This window comes from Mycoplasma yeatsii GM274B (assembly GCF_000875755.1).
Taxonomy (GTDB): Bacteria; Bacillota_I; Bacilli_A; order Mycoplasmatales; family Mycoplasmataceae; genus Mycoplasma; species Mycoplasma yeatsii.
Window position 1 is genome coordinate 739,695 of record NZ_CP007520.1, and the last position, 25,604, is coordinate 765,298.

The window sequence follows — 25,604 nt, forward strand, 5'->3', positions numbered from 1 at the left end:
TTATCCTTTCGCTCCTATTATTATTAAGATTGTTGAGATTAACATAACACTTGAACTAAGTATTGTTAAAATGATAAATGTTGATTTTAATTGTTTTCTATTTTTATTTTTATACAAGTATACACAACTATTTATTATTAAAAATAAAGTACTTAGTGCTAATAAACTAATTCCTATTACTAATGAATAGTTATCTGAAATTTTTTGTTCATCTTTGTTTTTTTGTATTGCTAATTGATAGTATTTATTAAATTCTTCATACTCTTTTGAGTTTGGTTGTAAATCAACCGGAGCTAATAAAATTTTAATTATTTCAACATATTCTCTACTATCTTTAACATTCTTTATATAATCATCAAATCATTTTATTGTATTAAAGTTTTTGAATTTATCATTTGCAGTAGATATTAACCTAGTGTTAGATTTATCAAAATTTATAAAAACATTATCTACATATTTAAGATTAATGTTGTGCTTTTTAGCCTTTTGAAGAAATTTTTCTCTAGAAGCAGTGTGAGTCGTAAATTGATCTAGATCTGATTTTAAAACTAAAAATGCATTAGATAAACTATGAAACACAGGTTGATTGTTTAGATTAGATGATATTAAAGAACTTAAAATTTTATCAATTAAAATTCTTGAGCTTGACCAAATTGCTTTTGGATTATAATTTGGATTATTAATTTGATTAGTATCAATTGAATTGTAATAATTGTTTAGAACTTTAGATCACAAGTTGTTAAAATTTTGATCATTAATTATTTTATTCGCACTTTCAACAAAACCTAAAACAGCTGATTGTAAATCTCCATGACCTATAGTTTTATAGTTTAGTTTTTCATCTAACATTAGTGCTTTATATAGTTTTAAAAACGTTTTACTAATCTCTTTATTTTGTTTTTCTAATAAAAAACTATATTTTACATTTTTATTTGGATTAATGATTTCTGTTTGATAAGTTCTAAATTTAGCTTCATTTAATAGATCTCTTATTTTAACAGTTACAAATTGACTGTCTGATGAAGTTGATTGTGCTTTTGATTCAACAGTATATTCAAATCTTGTATTAATTGGATTTTTAAAAAAGAAAAAGTTTTTCTTATTTTCTTGATTATTTTCTGATTCAAATCTATTAATAATCTCACTAATTGAATTGGTGTTTGCATATTTATAACTTACATATGGTTTTAATTTTGGAAGTGCTTGGATTAGTTGAGTTGGATTAATATTACTTGGTCTTTTATCATTTGGAACGACTGGTTTTAATGGATCAGGAATAGTTGGAGTTGGTGATGGAGTTGGTTCTGATTCGTTATTGTCTTTATATTCTTGATTTTTAGTTAAATCAAAATCAATAAATTTAGGTTTTATTTTATTAATAACATAATCTTTTCAAGATTTATGTTTATCTAAAATTTTTGCAGATCCAACATAAATTTCATCATTATCTTCATTTTTAATTGGTTCTAAAATAAAATCTTGTCCAAGTTTTGGTAATTCTTTTTCATTAAAGATCATACCAATTACTTCTTTATCAAATTTTTTAAAATATTCATCTAACTCAACATTAAAAATATGTGAACTTATAGTATTAACAATTTGATCTTTATTTTTTATAACTTCTTCTTTTAATTTTTTATCTATAATTTTTGAATAATCATAAGCATCATCTAAACTTAATCTAACGTTCTCGTATTTCTTATTATTAAAAATTACTGTTCCTGTATTATGTTCTTTTTTAACAGCTAAAATGTAAGGAAAAGTTATATGAAATCCAAATTGTGAAGGATCTGATATAAAGTCATGTTTTTTAGAACTATCATAAAGTTTTTTTAATGAATTTAAATATACTCTTTTTTCTATATTTGCTGTATATTCTTCAGTTTTAGATTCTTCTTTTAACTTGTCTTTATCTTTTTCTAATTCATCATTAATAAACTTTTGAATTTTATCAAATATTTTTGATAATTCTTCTTTTAACTTATTATCTAAAGTATTTTTAAAAGTATTAAATGATTTGTCAACTTCAGGTTTTTTAGGTGCATCAGGTTTTGGATTAGTTTGATTTGTTGTTGAACTATCAACTAAGTTTTCACTAGTTGAATCTTTTTGATATAAAGAAAGAATATTTTTATTAACTACTTTATTTTGATTTATCAAAGATAAACTAATAGGAGTTATTATTGAAAATAAAGTTATGTTAAATAATAAGATGAATTTTGGTTTAAATTTCTTCATAATTCTCCTTTTTTAAACTTAACTCTTTAATCATTTTTAATACATATTGTTTTTGTTTTAATTTCTTAAGTTCAAATATTTTTTCTATATCTAATCCGATTTTTTCAATTGCTAGTAGTGCTGATATTTTTTTATTGACTTGCTTTAATAAACTATCATTTTGTTTTTTAAATTTGTTTTGAATATAAAATTCATCTGATGAAAAAGTATTAACAGTTATGTGATTATTTTTAACTATAATATGAGCATTTTTACAAAATAAGAACTTATAATCTCTAGTTTTATAATCATAAATTCTTAATAAAATAATTTCATATCCTACTAAAAAGTTATTAGATAATTCAACTCACTCTTGTTGTTGATCGACATTAAAAGAAACTGATACATTGTTAAAATTAATAGTTTTTTTATTTTCTATAAAATTAATTGATAGATTAAACATACTACTCCTTTTTGAAAAAATGTTTATTTGCACTAGCTAATAAAACTAATTCTTCAATTTCTTTTTCTCGTTTGATTCTAATAACTTTTTTATTTAAATTATGGATTTCTTCATCAACTTCATTAATGATTTTATTAATTCTAATCAATTCATTTTTGGCTTTATAAAATGATGATTCAACTAATAGTGATTCAATTGAATTTTTAATAAAATTATCTACTTGAATTTCTAAATAAGTGTCAATATCTGGATAAATTCTAAATTTAGAAATATCTATTAAATCATAATCTAATTGTTTTTCACTTAATGCTGTTATATCAAATTCAGATAAAGGTAAAATTGTAAATTGATTTGTTTTATTTTTATTTGAGTTAATTACAAAACAAAGTGATTGATAATTTTTTTGACTAAATAATAACTTAATTATTTCAGTTAATTTATAAGACAAATTAGATTCATGTAAATCAAAATTATAAATAGCATTTAATTTATTATCTAAACAAAACTCAAGCGCTCGTTTTCCTATTGTTATAAAGTCTATATTTTTAGTTTTAATATTATTTAAAATATGATTTTCATATCTTGAATAAGAATCTGTTTGATATTTTTGTTCTTCAGTTAAATAAATTCATAGTTGTTTAGGTTTTATTAAAAAATTTTTAAACTTATTTTTAGTTTTAGATGTAGAACTTATTAAATTATTTTTAATTTGATATTGTTGTTTAATTGATAATATCAAGTACTGATTTAATAATGCATTATCTAAATAATGAGTTAATAAACTATTTTGTTTAATAATTTCAATTTGTAAAATACTTTTATCATTAATAACTTTTGATTGAATTTTTTTAAAATTATTTAACTTACTTTCAACTTTTTTTAAATCCATTAACTACCTCTAATAACTAAATATTTTTCATTAAAAAGTATTTTTAATGAACCAGTATTTTTTGATCTATAAACAATAATTTCAGGAAAAATTTCAAGATATTTATCATCATTAATTAATTTAGAAATATATAAGTTAAATACATTTAAAAAGTTATTTAATTTTTCATCACTACTTTTTATAAAACTAATTGCTTCATTATTTGTTGATTCTTTATCAGTTAAAATTGGAACTAAAATATTTAAACCGTATTTAAGATCAACATTAAATGAAATTACAAAATCTTTTAATAACAAATCAAATTTATTTTCTAATGCTTTATTTGTCATTTTTTCAAATTCAAGATATTGATCAGAATTAAATCCTAAATTAGATTCTAATAAAACACTAGCTATTAATTTTTTATAACTAATATAGTTTTGTGAAGCTTTAGTTTTTTTAAACAAATCAAATACATCAAATGTCTCTAAGTTTATAATTGAATTTTTGTCATTTTTTTTCATAATTACTCCTTAAACTATATGTTAATCTTTTTAATTTGATTTATTGAAATTGTTGAACTAATTAAATAATAAAGATAATAAATTGTTTGTATTGAAACTATAGTTATTGAAATGATCTGATTAATATTTAAACTACTATTTAAGATATATAAAGATCTGTTTTGATTTGCTAGTAATATGTGGTTTAATCCATAAATTAATCCAACAATAAATAATATGTTGACGTTAATAACTATTAGTAATGAATTAGAATAACTATTAAGTTTATTTTTTATATAATACAGTTTAAAACTAATAACTGTTAAAACAATATTAACTATTAAATTAATTAAAGAAACTAATACTTGATCTGTTAAAAAATTTGAAATCATAAACATAGTTCAAATAATTCATAAAAAACTAATTAAATAATTATTATTTAATAATTTATTGTTTACTATTTTATGTTTTTTTAAAAAGTGTAAATACATAAAAATCATAAATATTAAGATATTAAATACTGAAAATAATAAATTTAAATAATCTAAAGATTCATCATCACTAAATCTATTATGAGTTGGTTTTATTTTTAAAACTGTTAAGCTTATAAGTCAAATAACAATAACACTTAAGCATACTAAATAAAAATCAAATCTATTTTTTAAATTACTTATATTTAATTGTTTATAAATTATTGAATAAACTAAATAAATATTTAATCCGACTAACAATATCATTAAAACTAAGAAACTAAAAACAATAATCATAAAGTTTAATAAGCTTTTAAATTTAAAGATTTTATAAATTGAATTATAAAATGAATTATTAATAATTAATGATCCTGTTTTAGATGCTGCTTGAATTCATAAAGTGAAAAATACTAATACTAAACTAACTAAAATAACTCTTGATAATATATTTATTACTAATAATTTTTTATTTGAATAAATTAAAGGATTTGTTTTTCTTTTTGTGAAGAACTTGAATATTTCATAAAATATATCAACTACTAATAAAACAATCAAACTGTATAAAAGACTAAAAGTTTTATAGAAATTAGTAATATCTTTAAATGCAAAAAACATAATAAATCCAAATAAAGAAATAGATAAATATAATACAAACCATATTGCATATATTTTTATATGATTTTTATTTTGATAGATATTTAAGTACGCTTTTTTAAAACCATATAAGTATAAAAAACTTAAAGTAAATAATCTTAATAAAAATGTTCAGTTTATTTCTTTAAATTTATCTGTTGAAAAGTTAAAAGCTATAGAGAGTAAATCTTTACTGTAAAAGACCGTTTTATTAATTAAAAATAACAATAAAATAAACGTAGTAGAAAAAAATATTAATGATATAAATTTATAGATCGTTATAATTTTATTTTTATCTTTTTCTAATACTAAATTAGTTATTTCTTCATAACTTTTACTATCAGTTAATTTGATAGAATTTTGTATCATTTTTGCTCCTTATACAAAAAGGTAATAAGCTATTGCTTTATCACCTTTGTTATTTATTTTAGTTAGTTTTTTTATCAAATTTGAAATCATCAGGTATATTGTTTATACTAAATCCATTTTCAAATAATTTTGTTTTTATGTTGCTGTCTTTAAATTTCTTTTCTAATGCATGTCTATATGAATTAATTTGATTTTGTCCACTACCATAAATTAGATCATATTCAGGTAAATTATATTCACCAAATAGTCCTTGGTAATTATATCCTGGTGATCTAAACATAGTTGCTAAACCAGTTTTTGCACTACCATTTGAAGCGTGATAAACTGCAATTAATTCATTATTTTTATTTCTAACACTAGATCCAGATGCTCCTCCAGCAGGAGAATAAAATCTTGGCATTAATTCTAATCCAAAGTTGAAATATTGTTTAGTTTTTCCACCTAAAGTAAGTGTGTAAAGTTCATTTCCTACTCTATGAGTTGCTAAAAATGCATCAGTTAGTCCTGGTTTATTTGTAAACGAACGATAACCAATTTGATATGATAAGAAATTACCTCTTGCTAATTCTTCATCTGAATAAAGACTACTAGATCCTTCTTGTTTAGAAACTGAATCAAAATATTTACTATCAGAATTTGTTCAAAGTGAAAAATCATTTTTCTTTTCACTTATTTGATCATCATCTAAATGTTGTCTTAAATAATAATCACTTTCTGAAGTTGGATATCCTAAAACATATATACTTTCTAAATTATTAAGTTTTTCTTTATCATTTCTATCTTTTTTAATTAGAATAGGTCTATCAACTTTTTCATAATCTGTTAAATATGAATCGGACTTAAATTTAACATAATTTCCTTTTGTTGCATAATTGTTTGTAATTATTGCTGATAGTTTTTTGGCATCTAAAGATTTATATTGATCAATTTCTTTTCTAGCACTAACTGCAGTGAAATTACTATTATTTAATAAACTATTAAAATCAAATTCAACTACTGCAAAATCTGCAAAAAATCCTGCATCTTTGTATTTTTCTGCTTGTTGTTCAACTAAATAATCAGCTGGTTTTTTATCAATAAAATCTGTTGCATGGAAAATCGCTGATACAGCGTTTCTATTTTGATCATTTATTTCAAAAGTAAAAGTTTCAAAGTTTGGATCAAAAGAATTTAATTTAAGAGTTTGACCAATTTTTACAGATTCTTTAATTCTAGTAATTGACACTCTTGTTAAATTATCTGTTATAGCTTTTGCAACGTGAGAGTTAGTTCCAAAATAAAATGTTGTTGGGCTATTAGCATTATCTAATTGATAATCCATTATTCACATTGTTCCAGACTCATTAGCAAGCTCTTTACCTTGTTCTCTTTTTTCAATTAGTTTATTTAATTCATCTTGTTGTGATTTGATTAATGAAATTTTTGTGTGAGCAAGTATTTCGCTTTTTTCTTTTTCAAGTTTATTTTTTAGATCTTGTAGTTCATTTTCTTTTTCTGCTTTTCTTGCTTTTTCTTTACTATCTATAGAATTAATTTCTTGTTGTAATTTTTGAATTTCAAAATTATATTGAAGTTCTAGTTTTCTGACTTCACCATCTTTAAATTCTTTAAATTTATTTTCATCTCAAGATCTAATTATTTCTATATTTTTCTTTAAGTTTGCAATCTCGACACTAAAGTCTTTTTTATATGTAAATTTAACTTGGAATGTTTGCTCAGCCATTGTTTTATAAGTTTGATTTGTTAAAGTTCTAGCTAGACCGTGTGATTTAACATGATCTGAACCAAGTGAATCGGTAAAAGATGGTCCTTTATTAACTTCAGCTCGATCATTAATTTTTAATTTCTTTTTATTGTCTTCAAAAACAGGAAGTGTGAATCCTTTTAACGCTGAATTGTAATAGCTATCAAAACTAACTTCTTCAGCTAATTTATTAAATTCTTCGATTTGTTCTTCTGTTAAATCCAAACCAAACTCTTTTTTAATATCAACATTTTTACTTAAACCTTGAGTGTACATAGATTCAAGTATTTTTATGTATTTTTCATTATCAATATTAAAGCGTTGTTTTTGATCTGCTTTATCGTATTTTTCTAATCCTTCTCTCCCACCAAAAGAAGCAGTAGGATCTGTTTCTTGTCTATTGTTATGATCAAATCCACTGTTTCTCATTAAACCCGTTAGAAGCATTTTTTTATTTTGAGATTTATTTTCTTTTCTGTTTAAAAATTCAATAAATATAGTAACTTCACCTTTTGTATTTGAAATGTTTGTTGAAGCATTTTTTTCTGTATTTGCATTATTAACAGAAACAGATATGTTTTCTTTATATTTAGTTTCTTTAAAACTAATTTTTAAACTTGATGGACTTTCTTCAACTTCACTAGGAAGTGTATTTGATAAAGTTTTTTCTGATCCAAATTTTGTTTTAAAAGTAATATCAGCAACTTCTTTTAATTTTTGTTCTGAATTTATTGAATTTATAAAATCATTAATTTGTTCATTTGTTAGTTCAGAATTTGGTGAACTATCAACAACTTTATTACATGAAACAACTAATAAACTGGGAACAACCACTGATGATACACCTGTTATCATCAGTAGTTTATTTAGTAACTTCATATTTAATTTCCTTTCTTTTTAAAAACAATTAACTGAAACTGTAATCTTCAGTTATAACATCATAACCAAATTCTTTTAACTGTTGTATTAAACCATTAGCACTAGGGTCTACTACAATTTGTTTTCTTGATTTTAAGATTTCATTATATTCAAAATATTTTGCTAAATTATCTAAACCAGAACGTTCTAATTTATCAGTTCCTTTTATTTCTATTTTTGTTGTTCCAGCACCATTGCTAAACATTATTTTAGGTTTTTCAAAAGGATTATTAGTATCTAAGTGTTGTAAGTTAGCGTTATTTAATTCATCTGTTGAAATTTCAAATGCTTCTTGGTTATTAAATAAAGTCAGTCTTTTAATTAATCTAGCTTTATTAGTTGTGTTTTGCGAATCATGGAACTCTAAACCTCTTAAAGATTTTATTTTTGTAACTCGACTAAAATCTAAACCAGTTGGATAACTATTATCACCTTGTTGTTGATCTGGATTTAGTCCTGATCCATGTCTTCCTTGGAAGAATGGTTCATTATTTCTAGCGTAATACACCATTCTTAATCCTAAATTAATTCTTCTAAAATCGTTTATATTACTATAATCTTCTTCATCAAAAGCGATTGTATCAAATGTAATTCTTGTTGAAATTTCTAATCCTCTAGCATAATCAGAACTTACGTTGTAATCTAAAGTGTTTATAAATGAAGTATTTCTTAGAGATCAAGGGTTAAATGATCAACTGTCTCTTAATGAGTTTCCTGTTGTATATAATGATAATTCTTTAATTTTTTTATGTTCTAAAGCTATTAAACTCGAGGTATTTGTTTGTCTATCTGAAAAGAATAATTCTAGCTGTGGTAAGTTTTCGGGAAGAGCTCTTAAAATATGTCTAAATGGTTGAGATCCATCATCTCTTCCCATGTTAAAAATTCTATATGAAGTAATTTCAACACCATCTTGTTGTAATTCTTTAATTAATCCTTCTATTTTGTCATACCCTTTAGTATTAGCAGCATCAACTTCAATAACATAACCCTTATTTAATAAACCTTCAGTTTTTGGATTTCTTGTTAGTTCAAAAACGTTTATCCCTGAATTTGGTTCAATATTGTATTTATTAAATGTTGGATCGGTATTTACATCAATTTTTTGTTTTGTTCATCCTGGATAAGTACCATTTCTAACATCTTCAGCAGATCTTGTATATGGTGAGTTGTAGTTAAAAACTCTTCTTTCAAGATTATCTCTAGTAATTCGGCTAGTTACAGTGTTATATCTATCAGGAATATTATATGCATAAGAATCAATTACTCCATCTTCATTAATATATGCATTTCTAGGATCTAAAGCTAAACCTTCTTTTAAATAAGCTTCAGCTCTTGGTCCAATTGTTGTAAATTTTGTACTATCTAAATTAACTAATAATCATGCGTATTTTGCTTCTTTAGTTTTGAATGTTGCTATCATTTGATCATATATTTTTTGAGCATCATCTTTTAAGAATTTTTTTACATTTGGAGAATCAAATAATTTACCAAATCTTTGAACTAAATTCTCTCAAGTATCTTTATTATTTCTTAAAATTGCTCCAGCAGTTTCAGGACCTTCATTTCTAGCAAAAGTATCGGTAATAACTTTAAAAGCACTGTCATTTAACAATCCAGTACCTTGTGCATTTAATGCTTGGTTTCTAACTGCATCTCTTAGTTCTTTAGTTACATTAACACTAACGATTTTATCAACTGTAATGTTTGTATAACCACTAGGATTAGCAATACCATTGGTTGTATCATATGTAGTTGGAGTAAAAGTTGGTCTACCACTAACAATGGCTCTTACTGATGTTCCTGCGATTTCAATTGTTGTTTCATGTTCACCTGGTTTAATTTCTGGTTTTGGTTTAGTTTCGTTTTCAACTACTCTTGGAACTTCTGGAGTTGGAACGGTTTCAATTTCTTCTTTTCTGGTTGGTTCTGGTTTTACTAACTCTTCTTTTGGAATTTTATCAATATTAGTGTCTCTAGCTGCTACATTGACATTAACATTACCATTAACCGGTTGAAGTTCAGCATCAGTTTGACCGATTGTTGAAGTGATCTTAGCAATAGATCCATCTGAAACAGCATTATATACAATTGCAGATAAAACAGTTGAAGAAGTAACAAGACCAATTATTAATAAAAGTAATGTCTTATTTTTCTTCTTTTTAATATGCATCATTTATTTTCTCCATTCTTTAATCAACCAATATTTATTAATCTATAAATTTCTCAATTAATTTTTATTTATCATTTAGTATATTATATAGATTTTTTTAAATTGATATATATATATATATATATATATATATATTACCGATTTTATAGTATTTTTGTATTTTTTAATAACATATAACACTTTTTAATCTAGTTTTTCTTAAAAATAGCTAAATATCTAAAATTGTACCAACTACTATTTTCTAATAAAAAACTCTCATGGATTGAGAGCTTACTATTAATATTATTCTTGTTTTTGTTTAGGAAATTTTGGGAGTTTGCTACCTGTGAATTCAGGGTGGGCATTAACATTAAAATCTTTATATAATCTAACATTTGAAACATTTCAATTTGATATATCTTGATTGAAACTTGTTGCATTTGCGAATAAATTGCTCATAGTAACTACATTTGACGTGTTTCAGTTTCCTATAGGTTGGTTGAAGGATTTGGCACCATAAAACATTCCATTAATATGTCTTACATTTCTTGTATCTCAATTAGAGATATCTTGATTGAAATTGTGAGCTCTTCAAAACATTGCTGTCATTTTAGTTATATTTCTAGTGTTTCAGTACTGAATACCTTCAATAGTTTCATTCTTATTATGAAAAAAAGTAAGGATTAGTGCTGATATGAATTTTGGAAGATTTTTAGGTACTTTTTTAACAGTTTCAGGCATACGGTGCAATGCAATATGTTTATCAGATAACAACGAATATCCAAGTTGAGTACATTCAATCGGATTACCTTGTTCATCTCTAATATATTTAGAATATTGTATTGTATGAACTACTCGAAATAGACCATTAGGTCCTGGTTTAAATGAATCTTGAGAAATATTATTTTCTCTAATTATTTTGTCAATATATTCTAATCGCTCACGTTCAAACTCTTTATCTATATTCCTGTTCATAATTCTATGACCGACAACTCCACTAACAGCCCCAACTGCAGAAACTCCAGTCAATGATGATATTAAAATTGGTAAAGTTTTTTTAGTCATATGCAAAATCCTTTCTATAATATTATTATTTTTTTCGATGCAGTAAACTTATTGTAAATCATAATAAATAACAGTGTCAACCGCTGATATTGCACAAACCAATTGGGATTTGTTTTTAAATAAGTTGAATATCTTCAAAAAAAGTTTATAATATTAAAGTTATTTAACTATATTCTGCATTCAGTTATAGATTAAATTCTGTCTATATTAAATAAAAATAGTAACTCTTAGCAGTAAGAGCGAATTAATAGACTGGTTAGTTTAGGAACTGTTCAAAATATTTTTAATAACTATATAAAAGGAGAATTACATATGTCAAGATACACAGGCTCAACATTCAAAAAAGCTCGTAGATATGGTTTTTCAATTCTTGAAACTGGTAAAGAATTTTTAAAAGGTAAAAAAAGAGTAACTACTCCAGGACAACACGGAAAAGATAAATCAAAAATTAAATTATCTGGTTACGGACAACAATTACAAGAAAAACAAAAAGTTAAATTCATGTATGGTTTAAGTGAAAGACAATTCAGAAACACTTTTGCTAAAGCTAAAAAATTACAAGGAATTTTAGGAACAAACTTCTTAGTATTATTAGAATCAAGATTAGACAACATCGTTTACAGATTAGGATTTGCAATGACAAGACAAGGCGCAAGACAATTAGTAAACCACGGTCACATCTTAGTAAATGGTAAAAAAATTGATATTCCTTCATACCAATTAAAAGTTGGAGATGTAGTTGAAGTTAAAGAAGCAACTAAGAAAAATGAAAAAGTTCTTGAAGCATTACAAAACAATGAATCAACTGTTGAATTTGTTAAAGTTGACAAAAACAACGTTAAAGGTGAATTTGTAAGATTACCAGAAAGAAAAGAATTAAATGCTGAAATCAACGAAGCATTCATCGTTGAATGATACAACCGTTTAATTAAAAAATAATTAATAAATCAAGATCTCACAAGAGATCTTTTTTTATGTTTTTATTTCCTATCTTTAGACTAATATTTTTTTGTTTAATTTGTAATTTTTTTAAATTATAATTGAAAGTTCTAAGCTCTTGTTCTCAAGTGGCGATTTATAAAACAATTTTTATATATGATAATATAAAGTTGTATTAAATATTCATTTAATACCTTCAAAATAAATACGACAATATGTTAATTTAATTTGAACAAAAAAATAGAAAGGAAGTTGTGTACATGGATAAAAGTAAATCAAATAAAGTGTTTACAACAATAAAAGACATTCCGATGTTTTTCAAACGTAACTTTGTTTTATTTATATTAGCTATCGCTGACGTTGCAATTTTCGCTATTCCATTTTATATGGATAACTTTATACCTAACATGAACACAAACTTTAAATTAGCTCAAGGAGATTATTCACAAGCTGGTGCTGTGTATGGATATGTGGCATTGCCTTGTTATATACTTGGTGCTTGATTTGGAGACAAATTTAGAGCTAAATCTCTAGTTGTTTTAGGGGTTGTCATCACTGGTATTTTAGGAGTTTGATATGTTATTCTGCCATTCGTTCCTATGATGTCAGGAAATGGAGGTGTTGCTGAACTAACAGGATCAGCAAGAGATGTTATGCTAACACAATTATGTGTTATCTTTGCTGGATTTGCGTTTTCAACAACCGCATTATTCTGAGCTCCATTATGAAAATTGGTTAAAAACGTTAATACTGAAGGACTTCCACCTGAATTACAAGAAAAACAAGTTGGAAAAAATAATGGTATCCAAGGAATGATTAATGGTTTAACAGGTTTATTAATCGCATTATTTGGAACACTATTATTCTTCTTACAAAAAAATGAAATTTTAGGAAAAATTGGTGGAGAACACGGTGTTGCAGTTTCTTTCCTAATATTAATTTCTATCTATGCAGGAATTATTTTAACTTCTGCTGCTCTTGCGTTATTCTTTATTAAAGAACCTAAAGTTAAAGAACCTTTATCATTCTCTATTAAAGCTCTTGTTAACGTATTAAAACAAAAAACTATTATCTTATTATCTCTTTTAGTTTTAGGTGTTTATATGTTACAAATGGGATTAAGTTCATATGTTAACTACTTAAGTAACGTATTCTGAATTCCAGCTATTGTTGTTATGATTATTGGTATATTTAGAACTTATGCAATGCGTTTCTTAATATCAGGATGATTCGGAAAATGAGCAGATACTAGAAAATCATACATTCCATTACTTTGTGTCGGATTATTTATTGGTATGATCTTAATTGCAATAGGTATTTTATTACCAGCATTTACATCAGATAATATTAGTAATCCTGCAAATTTAAATAAAAACAGTGCTTCGGTTATCATTTTACAAATTGCTGCTGCATTTAACCTAATATTAATGGGAGCGGTAACTTGAGCAGTTGTTACAATTAGATGATCTCCAATTGGAACAGACTTAAAAGTTCAAAATGATAATTATGCAGCTGCAGTTAATATAGTTAGTGTTATTGCTTTCACTCCAGATGCATTCTTTAAACAAATAAGAGCGGCTATCGAAGCAAAACACCACATGTGAATTAAAAAAGATGCTGCAGATAATATAATTGAATTTATTATAGATACAAAAGGTACTAAGCCAGATGGTTTCAGCTCTGTTGCTGATACATATGGTAACCAATTAATTCTTGCTGTTGTTTTAGGATTTGCAGCTCTTGGATTAATTTCAGGAATTATTCTACATTTCGTCTTACAACACCAAAACAGAATGGCAAATATTGAAAGTAGATTACAAATTCTAGAAGAAAAATTATCAAAATAGAAAAATAAAAATCATAGGTCAGCCCTATGATTTTTTTGCATACTTTTTTTTACTTTAATATTACTGAGAAATATTTTCTTTTACCTCTTTTAATTAGAAGATATTTTTCTTCAATAGTTTTAAAATCACTTAATAATTGATTTTCATCAACTACTAGTTCTCCATTTACATAAATTGCTTTTGAATTAATAAATTCTCTTGCTTCACGTTTTGAACTTGATGCTGAAACTGATACTAGTGCATCGATGATTTTTGTTGAATTTCCTAGTTCAATAGAAGGTAATGAAACTATAGCCATTTTTAAAAGGTCATCTGTTAAAGAAAATAAATCTCCTTTGAAAAATGCATCAGTCAATTTAATAGCTTTTTCTAATCCTTCGTCACCATGAACAAATTTTGTAATTTCAGTTGCTAAAACTTTTTGCATAACACGTTTATGAGGTTCTTGTTTATGACTTTCAATTAAATCATTAATTTCTTGTTCATTTAAGAAAGTTAAGAATTTTAACATTTTTTCACAATCTTCATCAGCTTGATTCAATCAAAATTGATAAAAATCATACTCACTAGTTTTATTAGCATCTAATCAAACTGCTCCTGATTCAGTTTTACCAAATTTTTTACCATCTGATTTTGTTAATAATGGAATTGTAAAACCTGAAGCTTTACTATTATCACGACCAATTTTATCTGCAATAAAATCAATACCACTTGTTATATTACCTCACTGATCAGATCCACCAATTTGAACTGTACAATTGTTGTTTGTATATAAATGATAAAAATCATAAGCTTGTAACATAGTATACGAAAATTCTGTTACTGATAATCCTGTTTGAATTCTTGTTGCAATTGATTCTTTTGCTAATAAATAACTTATATTAAAATGTTTTCCTACATCTCTTAAAAAATCAATTAAACTAATAGATTTTAATCAATCTGCATTATTTACAAAAGTAACATTAGGAATAATTCTTTGTAACTGTTTACTAATAGCTTTAATATTTTGATTAACTTGTTCATCAGTTTGTAAAACTCTTTCAGAAGATTTAAAAGAAGGATCACCGATCATTCCTGTTGCTCCACCAATTAAAGCAATTGGTTGAAATCCAGCTAGACCAAATCTTTTTAAAGTGACAATCATCATTAAGTGACCTACATGTAAAGAATCGGCAGTAGGATCAAAACCACAATAAACAAAATCATGATTATTTTGTGCTGATATGATTTTTTCTTGATTTGTTATTTGCTTTACTAGTCCTCTTCAAGTTAATTCATTAATAATGTTATTTTTCATTTTTTCTCCTACTTAACTTTTTTCAATCTTGGATTTTCAATATATTTTCTACCAAATTTAGCTTGTTCTTTTCCATCAATTAAAACTGCATCTCCAGTAAAATTAATATTTATTTGAGATAAAGCACTACCTACTCCATAAACATCTACAGGAGCATTTAAAGATTCAAATTCACTAATTTTTTCTGCTGTAAATCCTGAAGAAACAATTATTTTAGTGTGTTTGCATCCAACTTTATCCAATGCATTTCTAACTTCTTGAACTAATTGAAGTGATACTCCATTTAATTTTGCATCTTTTGGATATTTATCTTTATTTTCTTGTAAATATTTATCAACAAGTGCTTGAGAAGTGTCTATTCTAACAGCATATAATTTATCTTTAAAATAGCTCCCTACTTCAATTGCTGTATTAACACAATCATTATTATAATCAATTAAAACTGTTAAATTGTTATTTGGAAAAGTTTTATAAAAAGCTTGAGCAGCTTTTAAAGTATCACCATTAAAAGCTTGAATTAAAGCATGAGGCATTGTACCTAAAGGTTGTTTAACATTTTCATCATCTATATATTCTAAAGCGGCTTGAGTTACAAAATGTTTAAATCCACCAATATAACAAGCATAACCGTCATTTGCTAAAGTTTTATAACTATCTGCTCTATCTAACATACTAACTACTATTTTATTTTTTGCAGCTTGAATAACTTTTTTAGAATTAGTTGCAATTGAAGTATTTCTAGATAAAATACCATCAATCATTCCTTCTAATCAACCAAAATCTTTATAAAGACCAGTTATTCTTAAAACTGGTTCTTTTGAATTAATGATATCTCCATCATTTAATGATCAAATTTCTAAATCGTTATAATTAGGACACGCAAATTCTAATAGATCTAAAACTTCTTTAATTCCACATAAAACTACATTATCGTTTCTTTGGAAAAATTGCATAGTTATTCTATGTTTCAATTCAAATTCTTCCATGATTTGAATTGTTTTTTTAAAATAGTCAGCTACATAATATTTTTCTTTAACTTTTTGATCAAATTTAAACTTGTTTTTGTTCATCATAATAAACACCTCAAAAACTCTGACCTATTTTGTTTGAATATTCAGAGCCTAGTTCAATGATACCTTGACTTTCTTTTTCTAATTTTAATTCTCTAGCACTACATAACATACCATAGGAATCTATTCCTTTAACTTTTCCTTCAGTTATTAGTGATCCATTAGGCATTCAACTACCTGAAGTTGCAACAACAACTAGTAAACCTTTTCTAGCATTAGAAGCACCACAAACAATTTGAAGCACTTCTTGTTTTATATCAACTTCACATAAATGAAGGTGAGTACCTTCTATAGCCTCACAACTTAATATTTTACCTATTAAAAATTGTTTTTCTTGTTTAACTGGATAAATGTCTTTTAAAATGTTTTCTACATATTCAACTACTTCTTGTTTTTCAGAACAAAATGAATCTTGGATTTGTATATCTTTTGAAACTTCAAAGATATTTACACCAACTACTTCATTCTTATTTTTTAAAACAACAACATTGTTGATTGTTTCTGTTTCAGTTGCTGGTTTGTCTGAAAAACTAACTAATAATGTATCAAATTGTTTGTTATAAAAGACCCCAAATTTTAAACTATTCATTATAAATAATTCCCCTATCTAATTGATTTTAATTATACCAATTTATATAATTTAAATAAATATGTATAGAAAAGGTGATGTAAGATTAAAGTAGCAATTCTTACAGATTCTTCTTTTGATGGAAGAGTTTCAAAATATGAAAATTTATACGTAATTCCTTTGATGATCACAACAGAAGATGGTCAAACTTTTTATGATAACGAAAGTTTAACAAAGGATTATTTTTACGAATTATTAGAAAATCAAACACTAAAAACTAGTCAAACTGCACCTGGTGATATGTTTAAAATTTGAGATAGCTTATTAGAAAAATATGATCAAATTGTATTTTTACCTATCTCAAGTCAATTAAGCGGTCAATATAACACTTTTAAAATGCTAAGTCAAAATGAAGACAAATATAAAGATAAAGTATTTGTTTGTGATACAAAATCAGTAAGTGTAGTATTACAAGAAATGGTTAGAAAAGTATCAGAATGAATTAAAGAAGATAAAAGTGGATCAGAAATTGAAGAACTAGTTAAACAAGCTTCAAATGATTTTGTTGCATTTATAATACCAAAAAATTTAGAAACTTTAAAAAAGGGTGGAAGAATTAAACCTGCGGCCGCTGCAATTGCTAAAATGTTAAAGATATCTCCAATTTTAAGATATGATGGAAGTATCGATAAAGAAACTACAGCAAGAACATTTAAAAAAGCTATATAAACTGCTTTAGAACTATTAAAAGATGAAATACAAGACTTAAAACATATTGATATTTCATATTCAAAAATGGATAACGAATGCTTATGTTCAATTGAAGAAATAATAAAAGAATATGATCTAGAAATTAGAATTAAATCTGAACTAACAAACGTTATTGCCGCTCACACAGGAAAAGAAACTATTGCTTTAGTTGCATGAAAAAAGTAGGTGGAACATATTATGAAAATAGGAATTTTAATAGATAGTTCATCAATTTATGATGTATCAAAATTAAAAGATACAAACATTGATTTATTACCATTACATATAGTTATGCCAGATAATAGTGAAATTTTAGATTCTGAATCTGGTGTTACTAAAAACAATATTTTAAAAAGAGTTGATGATGGTGAAAACATAAAAACTAGTCAAGCTAGTCCGGGTGAGTTAGAACAAAAATATAGTGAAATGTTAAAAGAATACGATCATATCATTCACATTCCAATCACCAAAAACTTATCTTCTATGTTACAAACTGCATTATTAGTAAGTAATGACGAAAAATTCGTAGATAAAGTTACAGTTTATGAAAACACTGATTTAGCTGCACAAGGTATTAGTTTAATTGCTCTTGAATTAAGCAAAGCTATTCAAAACAATGAAATTAAAACTCCAACTGAAGCAATAAAATTTATTGATAAAAATAAATCTAGAGTTTATGTTTCAATTATTCCTGGTGATCTAAAAAGATTGTTAAGTGGAGGGAGAGCACTCGGAATACTAACAAGTGTATTAAATATTTTAAAAACTAAATTATTAATGGTTTGAGGAAAAGAACCTAAAAAAGAAGCGTTCGGTAGAACTTATTCAAGTTTAACTGAAAGAGTTATAAAAAATTTAAAAGATAAATATAACGATTCTGAATTTGAATTATTTGTTTTAAAAACTCCTCTGACAAATGAAAAAACATTTAGCATAGTTAAAAAAACATTAGATGAAGCAAAAGTTAAATTTAGTGATGACGTTGTTCCAAATATTTATACTGTTCATGCAGGGATTGATACTATTGCATTTATAGCTATTAAAAAATAAATAAAAGCTGGTTGTAATAACCAGCTTTTAATTTTCTCTTATCGTTGGCAGGAGAGAAAGGAATCGAACCCTCAGCACTCGGTTTTGGAGACCGATGTTCTACCGTTGAACTACTCTCCTAATAAAAATCACACATAGTGTGATCCTTTTTCTCTATAATGGCAGGGGCAACAAGACTCGAACTCGTGACACTCGGTTTTGAAGACCGATGTTCTACCAACTGAACTATGCCCCTATAAGATTACCTTATTTATTATAAAGAAATGTTTATTTTTTTTCAATATTTAAGTTTTATTTTAATCATAAAATTTGTCTATTATGTTATCTGGTAAATGTATATCAGATGGTATGTTTACATTATTTTTATCTAAAAAATTTTTAACCTTATCAATTAATTCACTTATTCGTTCGGGTTGTTGAGCTAAGTCGAGTATATTTTCATTAAGGACTTCGTCAGACAAAACACGTATATCTTTTAACTGTTCATCAGTTAACTTTGAAATCTGCTCTTCTATTTTATCCTTGTTATGATTAAATCAATCTCTCGCTTCTTCTGATAAACCACTTTTTTCATCATTAATAAAGTCTTCAGCTAAATTTTTTAAACCATTAAATCTTTCTGTGATTATTTCTTTATTAGCCTTTGGATCATCAATAGGCGGAACTGGTCTTTTTGTAAATAAAGGGGTTGTTAATAATTCGCCTTTTCATACCCCATATCCAATGGGTACAATTAATGATGCAACTGATATTAATGGTAAAATCTTTTTCAATTTCATATTAAAGCAATCTCCGTTTAACTTTGATTTATTTTATATTCTATTCTTTTGTTTTCTTTTTCTTCTTTTTCATTCACAAGAATAAAGATATGCTCCCTAACGTTATATAAATTATGTTACTTATTGGTAATGCGTAGAAAATTAATATTGCACCTATTTTATGATTTAATAATTGAAAATCTAAAGATCATATATCAATAAGTGATTTTCCTGCTAAAGTATCTTTTGCTGAATCAATAAAAAATTTAAGATTAGATTCCTTTAATGCATTAACTAACTTTGTTATATAATCTGCTTTTGTTGAAAAACTTAAAAGTGCAACACCAATAAAAAGTATAAGCACACACAGTAAAACTCAGACTAATAATCTGAATACGTTCAAAATTATTCTAATCATATTTTTTTCCTATCTAAATATATAAATTATTGGTCGGTTTTATTCAGACAACTTTTACAATATCCATGACCTTCTATTTTAAAGTGATCAAGTTGTATTCCATTTGCTTGACATAATTCTAATAACTCTAAAAAATTATAATTATCAGTTTGTTTATCAGTTAAATGAATTACTTTTGAACAATTATCACATTTTAAATGTACAGATTTTTCTGTAGCAATTTCATATCAAATTGTTTTACCATTAAAAGTATTTGCAAAAATTATATGTTCACTTAATAATAAGTCCATTGTGTTATAAACACTCATAACATTTATATTACCAAGTTCTTTATTTAAACTTGTTATTATATCTTGAATTGTTAGATGCTCTGAAGCTATTAATAATTTAATAATTGCAGTTCTTACTTCAGTTAATCTTATCTTTTTATTTTTGAATTTTTTAATTATTTTTTCGTACTTTTCTTTTTGAGTTTGGTTTAAATTTATCATTACTTTTTCAACTCTTCAATTACATTTAATAAATCAGAAACAGTTTTAATACTTAATAATGCATCATCATCAATTCTAATATCTAATTTATCTTCTAACTCAACAATTAAATCCATCAAATCTAAAGAATCAAGACCCATTTTTTTAAATTCAGAGTTAATGTTTATACTACCTTTTGCACCTTTACTTTTTAATTTTTTAACAATTTCATCATAAATGTTCATACAATCACCAATTAATGTCTTTCTATTTTAATTATATACAATTTTATAGAACCATTTATAGTTTTTATAATTCACACAAACTTCAGTTTTATTGTATGTAAAGCTAACTAAATCATCTAAAACCTTTAGATCTTTATTTTGTTTTTTTAATTCATTTAAAAATGTTACTTTAAAATTATTAATATTTAATTGGTTTTGATCTGTTAATAATTTATTAATATGACTTTTATTAATAATCGGTTGGTTAATGGTTTGATAATTTTGAACTAAGTTAGTATTTACTGTAAAAACTTTAGAAAAATAAATTGAAGCTGAAGTTGAAGCAATACAAGAAGCAATTAGTGCTGTAATTATTGAAATTCTTAATCTTTTACTCAACTTCATATTTATCTATCTCTCTTTCTAATTTCTCATCTTCAATTAAATTTAAACTTGAAAAGAATTCTTTTGAAAATTCATAATGTTGTATAGTAGGGTTTTTAATTTTCATTTGATTAACTCTTATAATATCAATATCTTTAACTTTAGTTTGAACTGAAAAAGTATCGTTAAAAATTTTAAAGTCAAAAGCTAATTTATTTGTAACTTCAGGATTAAAAATAAAACCTCTAGCTTGATTATTATTTTCAATTACTAAATCTTTATCTGAATTAGTTTCTAATTTATTTACAAAATAAACTGCATCATGTCCAATTGATAATTCAGGTAATTGTTTATATTCTTTATTTGCTTTTACGTGATCATTTAGTTTTAAATTCTCAATTTTAAAATAATTTCTAACTTGTTGACTCATCACATCATTAATCAGTTTATTAACTTCTGAATTATTGTTTAATTCTCTATCTAAATTAACTTTAAAAGCATAGTTAAATTTCATTAATTTATCATATATTTTATTAACAGTAAATTTATTAATAATGTATTTTAATTGGTAATTTAAAAGATTAAAAGTTGTATTTGTTTTACCAGAATATTTATCATAATTTTTATAATAATTAATTAAATTATTTTGATAAATATCTTTACTATCACTAGCTAAAGTATTTAATTTAATATCACTAGTAAATTTTTGAACTTTATGATCAGCTTCAAACTCACAACTAAAAATTAAATCAATCACATCTTTATTAAATACTTTTACTGGTAATAAAATTTCAATAAATTCTTTTTTATCATCACTTACTCGATATTTAATTGGATTTTTAAAATTATTAAATAATTCAATTTCTTGATTATCTAATTTATAACCTATTTTGTATTTAAAGTTATTTAATGTATTAGATATAAAATCTAAATTTCTTTTAGTTTTATAGTTTTTAGATATGATTAGATTTAACTTATAAAACTCATCATTTTTAATTTGATATTTTTTCTTAGAAAATATTACATCACAACAATAATCTGGCTTTGCAATAATTTGTCTATTTGATACTTCAATTTCTTTATGAACTATATTCATATTCTCACCTCTATTAAAGTATTAGGAAAAAATAAAAAAACAACACCTAAGTGTTGTTGTTATTTTCTAAATGGGGCGTCGAACGGGAATCGAACCCGCGAATGTCAGAGCCACAACCTGATGTGTTAACCACTTCACCACCGACGCCGTGACTTATATATTATCTAAAAAACAATGTTTAATGTCAATATAAACACATAATTTATTTAACAATATAATATTATATTATCATTTAATATTAAAACTAGATAAGATAGGAGATAATTAAATGAATCAAGAAATTATTAGAATAAATAATTTAACTAAAAAGTTTAAATCAGGATATGGTATTTTTGATATTAATTTAGTTGTTAAACAAGGTGATGTTTATGGTTATTTAGGACCAAATGGGGCTGGTAAATCTACAACAATTAGACATATGATGGGATATATTAAACCTTTAAAAGGTTCAGTTAATATTATGAATAAAGATGCGTGAAAACAATCTCATCTAATTCAATCAGAAGTTGGATATATACCAGGAGAAATTAATTTACCAGAATATGTTAATGGATTAGATTTTATTAAACAAATCTTTAAATTAAGAAATCAAACTAATTGAGATTATGTTGAAAAACTAATTAATTATTTTGAATTTAATCCTAATATTAAAATTAAAAAAATGAGTAAAGGTATGAAACAAAAAGTTGCTTTAGTAATTGCTTTTATGCATAATCCTAAATTACTTATTTTAGATGAACCAACAACTGGATTAGATCCTTTAATGAAAAATAAATTTATTAATTTAGTTTTAGAATGTAAAAATAATGGTGCAACTATTTTGTTAAGTTCACACATATTTGAAGAAATTGAAAAAACTTGTAATAAAGTTGCGATTATTAAATCAGGAAAAATCGTAGCTGATATTGATTTAGAAAATTTAAAACAAATAAGTGATAGAAGATATGAAATTAGTTTTAAAAATAATCAGATTTTAGAATCTAAATTTTTAAAAGAAGTTAATGATAATAAAGTGTTATATATTGTTCCAACAAATCATGTTAATAACTTTTTTGAACAGTTAAAAAATTATCAAATTGAAATGTTGAAAGAAATACCTTTTTCACTTGAAAAATATTTCTTGAATTTTTATAAAAGAAATGGGGTTGAAAACAATGTTTAATCTTCAATTATGAAAAGATTCTTTTAGATCTACAAAATCTTTTTGATTTTTAATTTTACCTTTTATATTTTTAATTAATTTATTAATCTTAATATTTAATAAAAATATTGATGATTCTATTTCAACTATTCAACTTTTATTCTTTTCAAATATAGCTGGTTTAAGCATTGTTGCTATTTCAATATTTTTTGTTGTTGTTCCTAACGTGTTAAACACAAGACCAATTGATAGAGGTTATTTAACTTATACATTATCAACAAAATTATCTAGGTTAAAAATAATTTTAAATAAAATGAATTATTTTATATTTTGCATTACTAGTTATGTATTTATTAATTTTTTAATAGTTTTTATTTTTATACTTATCAAAAAACCAACTTATATAAACTCAGCAAGTTGAACACTGCAATGTTTAGGTTATTGATTGTTTTTATCATCTGTTGGCTCAATATGTTTTATGTTTAGTTCTATATTTAATAAATCATCACTTACACTACTTTTTAGTTCTATATTAATTGTTTTATTTTACACTCTTTATATTACTTCTTCAGTTGTTGCAAAAACTGATGCTGAAAATCTTAAACTACTTAAAAACCTTAAATATTTAACATTATTTTCACTATTTGATTACACTAAAATAGAATCAAAAGACGTTTCTAAATTTATTTATAATTTTATTGTTTTATCTTCTATTAGTGTTGTTTGTTATTCTGTTTCATCAATTGTTTATATCAAAAAAGATTTACCATTATAAAAACACAAGCTTTGATTGCTTGTGTTTTTTTCTATTATTTAACATCATCTGAAATGATTTTGAAAATAACTTGTTTTGTAGGTTGAGATTCAACTATTTCAAAAGTTTTTAATACTTCTTTTTCTCACAATGGATTTATTTCTTTATTAGTATATAAAGTCATAACTACATCACCAACATTAACTTGATCACCATATTCTTTATCTAAATAAATTCCAGCAGCATGATCAATAGTATCAGTTTTTTTAGCTCGTCCAGCTCCTAGTTGAACTGAAATTAAACCTAATTCTTCAGCTCTTGTGTATTTTACATAACCACTTTTTGTTGCTTTGATTTCAAGTTTATTTTTACATTTAAATACTTTATCATAATTTTCTAAAACAGATCAATCTCCACCTTGAGCGATAACAAAATCTTTAAAATAATGTGCAGCTTCTCCTGATTGAAGTTTTTTATAAACATCAGCTTTAGCTTCATCTAAAGTATTAAACATTTTAGCTTGTAATAAAGTTACACCAACAATTGTAGTAATTAATTCAACAAAGTCTTTTGGCCCTTTTCCGTTAAGTGTATCTCAAGCTTCTTTTACTTCATTAGCATTACCAATCGCTTTTCCTAGTGGACATTCCATATTTGAAAGAATGACACCAATTTTTCTATTATAATTTTTAGCAACATCAATCATTCTATTAGAAAGATCAATAGCATCATCTAAATTAGTCATAAATGCACCGTTTCCAACTTTAACATCTAAAACTAATCCATCGTTTTCAACAACAAGTTTTTTACTCATAATTGAAGCAGTAATTAATGGCATTGAATCGATTGTTCCAGTAACATCACGTAATGCATAGATTTTTTTATCAGCAGGAACAACATCATCAGATTGACAAATAATACTTAATCCTGTTTTATTAATTACACCTGTAAATTCATCATTTTCTAATTCACATTTTCAACCAGGAAATGATTCTAATTTATCAGCTGTTCCACCAGTTTTACCTAATCCTCTTCCTGTTAGTTTACAGATATTAATACCATAACTAGCTACAAGTGGGGCATAAACTAAACTAGTTTTATCTCCAACTCCACCAGTTGAGTGTTTATCAGCTTTAAAACCTTTAACTGAACTTAAATCATATTGTGATCCTGATTCAATATAAGATTTTGTTAGATATGAAGTTTCTAAATCATTCATATCAGTAAAATAAGTAGCCATACAAAATGCGGCCATTTGATAATCTGTAATAGATCCATCAACATAACCTTTTATAAGTCAATTGATTTCATCTTGTGTTAATTTAATATTATGTTTTTTCTTTTCAATAATGTTTGTAAATGTATTCATATATCTCAACGCCCTCCTGTAAAAAATTATAAAAAATTAAAAATTGAATTTCAAAAAATATCTTAAA

Annotated in this window: 25 protein-coding genes and 3 tRNA genes; 7 read left to right on the forward strand and 21 right to left on the reverse strand. The window is 24.7% G+C overall.

Features of this window, described 5'->3' with window-relative positions; genetic code table 4:
- The 8 genes from MYE_RS03175 to MYE_RS03210 form a co-directional block, all read right to left on the reverse strand.
- Positions 1-2,238 carry an MSC_0620 family F1-like ATPase-associated subunit gene (locus tag MYE_RS03175; protein WP_042733492.1) on the reverse strand — a complete coding sequence of 746 codons (2,238 nt, stop codon included), beginning with the start codon at positions 2,236-2,238 and terminating at the stop codon, positions 1-3.
- On the reverse strand, positions 2,225-2,680 hold the full coding sequence (locus MYE_RS03180; RefSeq protein ID WP_042733493.1) for an MSC_0621 family F1-like ATPase epsilon subunit: 456 nt from the start codon (positions 2,678-2,680) through the stop codon (positions 2,225-2,227). The genes MYE_RS03175 and MYE_RS03180 overlap by 14 nt, the downstream gene beginning before the upstream one ends.
- Position 2,681: 1 nt before the next feature.
- The gene (locus tag MYE_RS03185; RefSeq protein ID WP_042733494.1) at positions 2,682-3,569 is read right to left on the reverse strand and encodes an MSC_0622 family F1-like ATPase gamma subunit; all 888 of its coding nucleotides are present in this window, start codon (positions 3,567-3,569) and stop codon (positions 2,682-2,684) included.
- Entirely contained in the window at positions 3,569-4,072 is a 504-nt protein-coding gene (locus tag MYE_RS03190) for a DUF2714 domain-containing protein (protein WP_042733495.1), read from the reverse strand. Before MYE_RS03190 ends, MYE_RS03185 begins: the two co-directional genes overlap by 1 nt.
- A 14-nt stretch (positions 4,073-4,086) precedes the next feature.
- The gene (locus tag MYE_RS03195) at positions 4,087-5,523 is read right to left on the reverse strand and encodes an MSC_0624 family F1-like ATPase-associated membrane protein (RefSeq protein ID WP_042733496.1); all 1,437 of its coding nucleotides are present in this window, start codon (positions 5,521-5,523) and stop codon (positions 4,087-4,089) included.
- A gap of 58 nt (positions 5,524-5,581) precedes the next feature.
- Positions 5,582-8,146, reverse strand: coding sequence for an Ig-specific serine endopeptidase MIP (mip, locus tag MYE_RS03200; RefSeq protein ID WP_042733497.1), 2,565 nt, complete (start codon positions 8,144-8,146; stop codon positions 5,582-5,584).
- 28 nt (positions 8,147-8,174) lie between these two features.
- Positions 8,175-10,358, reverse strand: coding sequence for a putative immunoglobulin-blocking virulence protein (locus MYE_RS03205; RefSeq protein WP_042733659.1), 2,184 nt, complete (start codon positions 10,356-10,358; stop codon positions 8,175-8,177).
- A 282-nt stretch (positions 10,359-10,640) separates the two neighbouring features.
- A complete protein-coding gene (locus tag MYE_RS03210; protein WP_042733498.1) occupies positions 10,641-11,402 on the reverse strand; it encodes a BspA family leucine-rich repeat surface protein in 762 nt (253 codons plus the stop codon).
- Between the two features lie 312 nt (positions 11,403-11,714).
- On the opposite strand from MYE_RS03210, the gene rpsD reads away from it, so the two are divergent.
- Positions 11,715-12,341 carry a 30S ribosomal protein S4 gene (rpsD, locus tag MYE_RS03215; protein ID WP_042733499.1) on the forward strand — a complete coding sequence of 209 codons (627 nt, stop codon included), beginning with the start codon at positions 11,715-11,717 and terminating at the stop codon, positions 12,339-12,341.
- Positions 12,342-12,601: 260 nt separating this feature from the next.
- The gene (locus MYE_RS03220; RefSeq protein WP_042733500.1) at positions 12,602-14,188 is read left to right on the forward strand and encodes an MFS transporter; all 1,587 of its coding nucleotides are present in this window, start codon (positions 12,602-12,604) and stop codon (positions 14,186-14,188) included.
- Positions 14,189-14,237: 49 nt separating this feature from the next.
- Here MYE_RS03220 and tyrS read toward each other — a convergent pair whose 3' ends face one another.
- The 3 genes from tyrS to ytpR are packed head-to-tail and all read right to left on the reverse strand — an operon-like array spanning position 14,238 to position 17,144.
- Positions 14,238-15,485, reverse strand: a complete 1,248-nt coding sequence (tyrS, locus tag MYE_RS03225; RefSeq protein ID WP_042733501.1) for a tyrosine--tRNA ligase — start codon at positions 15,483-15,485, stop codon at positions 14,238-14,240.
- Positions 15,486-15,493: 8 nt separating this feature from the next.
- The gene (locus MYE_RS03230; protein ID WP_042733502.1) at positions 15,494-16,558 is read right to left on the reverse strand and encodes a nicotinate phosphoribosyltransferase; all 1,065 of its coding nucleotides are present in this window, start codon (positions 16,556-16,558) and stop codon (positions 15,494-15,496) included.
- Positions 16,536-17,144 carry a YtpR family tRNA-binding protein gene (gene ytpR, locus MYE_RS03235; protein ID WP_042733503.1) on the reverse strand — a complete coding sequence of 203 codons (609 nt, stop codon included), beginning with the start codon at positions 17,142-17,144 and terminating at the stop codon, positions 16,536-16,538. The genes MYE_RS03230 and ytpR overlap by 23 nt, the downstream gene beginning before the upstream one ends.
- A 96-nt stretch (positions 17,145-17,240) precedes the next feature.
- Between ytpR and MYE_RS03240 the strand changes: the two genes are divergently transcribed.
- The 3 genes from MYE_RS03240 to MYE_RS03245 all read left to right on the forward strand — a co-directional run bounded on the left by MYE_RS03240 (position 17,241) and on the right by MYE_RS03245 (position 18,923).
- Positions 17,241-17,852: a DegV family protein gene (locus MYE_RS03240; protein ID WP_269078457.1), complete on the forward strand. Its 612-nt coding sequence runs from the start codon at positions 17,241-17,243 to the stop codon at positions 17,850-17,852.
- Between the two features lie 66 nt (positions 17,853-17,918).
- Positions 17,919-18,059 (forward strand): hypothetical protein, encoded by a 141-nt coding sequence (locus MYE_RS04415; protein WP_236681615.1) that lies wholly within the window; start codon positions 17,919-17,921, stop codon positions 18,057-18,059.
- 12 nt (positions 18,060-18,071) lie between these two features.
- Positions 18,072-18,923: a DegV family protein gene (locus MYE_RS03245; protein ID WP_042733504.1), complete on the forward strand. Its 852-nt coding sequence runs from the start codon at positions 18,072-18,074 to the stop codon at positions 18,921-18,923.
- Positions 18,924-18,968: 45 nt separating this feature from the next.
- On the opposite strand, the gene MYE_RS03250 is transcribed toward MYE_RS03245, so the two are convergent.
- The 9 genes from MYE_RS03250 to MYE_RS03290 form a co-directional block, all read right to left on the reverse strand.
- Positions 18,969-19,043, reverse strand: a tRNA-Trp gene (locus MYE_RS03250).
- A 39-nt stretch (positions 19,044-19,082) separates the two neighbouring features.
- Positions 19,083-19,158: transfer RNA gene (locus MYE_RS03255), tRNA-Trp, on the reverse strand.
- A gap of 61 nt (positions 19,159-19,219) precedes the next feature.
- Positions 19,220-19,702: a hypothetical protein gene (locus tag MYE_RS03260; RefSeq protein WP_042733505.1), complete on the reverse strand. Its 483-nt coding sequence runs from the start codon at positions 19,700-19,702 to the stop codon at positions 19,220-19,222.
- A 40-nt stretch (positions 19,703-19,742) separates the two neighbouring features.
- The gene (locus MYE_RS03265) at positions 19,743-20,099 is read right to left on the reverse strand and encodes a hypothetical protein (RefSeq protein ID WP_042733506.1); all 357 of its coding nucleotides are present in this window, start codon (positions 20,097-20,099) and stop codon (positions 19,743-19,745) included.
- Between the two features lie 26 nt (positions 20,100-20,125).
- A complete protein-coding gene (locus MYE_RS03270) occupies positions 20,126-20,590 on the reverse strand; it encodes a Fur family transcriptional regulator (RefSeq protein WP_042733507.1) in 465 nt (154 codons plus the stop codon).
- The gene (locus tag MYE_RS03275; protein WP_004429118.1) at positions 20,590-20,814 is read right to left on the reverse strand and encodes an acyl carrier protein; all 225 of its coding nucleotides are present in this window, start codon (positions 20,812-20,814) and stop codon (positions 20,590-20,592) included. Before MYE_RS03275 ends, MYE_RS03270 begins: the two co-directional genes overlap by 1 nt.
- A 27-nt stretch (positions 20,815-20,841) precedes the next feature.
- A complete protein-coding gene (locus MYE_RS03280) occupies positions 20,842-21,198 on the reverse strand; it encodes a hypothetical protein (protein ID WP_042733508.1) in 357 nt (118 codons plus the stop codon).
- On the reverse strand, positions 21,185-22,273 hold the full coding sequence (locus MYE_RS03285) for a hypothetical protein (RefSeq protein WP_042733509.1): 1,089 nt from the start codon (positions 22,271-22,273) through the stop codon (positions 21,185-21,187). Before MYE_RS03285 ends, MYE_RS03280 begins: the two co-directional genes overlap by 14 nt.
- Positions 22,274-22,344: 71 nt before the next feature.
- Positions 22,345-22,420 (reverse strand) — tRNA-His (locus tag MYE_RS03290).
- Between the two features lie 121 nt (positions 22,421-22,541).
- Between MYE_RS03290 and MYE_RS03295 the strand changes: the two genes are divergently transcribed.
- Positions 22,542-23,435 carry an ABC transporter ATP-binding protein gene (locus MYE_RS03295; protein WP_042733510.1) on the forward strand — a complete coding sequence of 298 codons (894 nt, stop codon included), beginning with the start codon at positions 22,542-22,544 and terminating at the stop codon, positions 23,433-23,435.
- Positions 23,428-24,189 carry an ABC transporter permease gene (locus MYE_RS03300; protein ID WP_042733511.1) on the forward strand — a complete coding sequence of 254 codons (762 nt, stop codon included), beginning with the start codon at positions 23,428-23,430 and terminating at the stop codon, positions 24,187-24,189. Before MYE_RS03295 ends, MYE_RS03300 begins: the two co-directional genes overlap by 8 nt.
- A gap of 34 nt (positions 24,190-24,223) precedes the next feature.
- Here MYE_RS03300 and MYE_RS03305 read toward each other — a convergent pair whose 3' ends face one another.
- Positions 24,224-25,537: a thymidine phosphorylase gene (locus MYE_RS03305; protein ID WP_042733512.1), complete on the reverse strand. Its 1,314-nt coding sequence runs from the start codon at positions 25,535-25,537 to the stop codon at positions 24,224-24,226.
- Positions 25,538-25,604 lie beyond the last annotated feature (67 nt).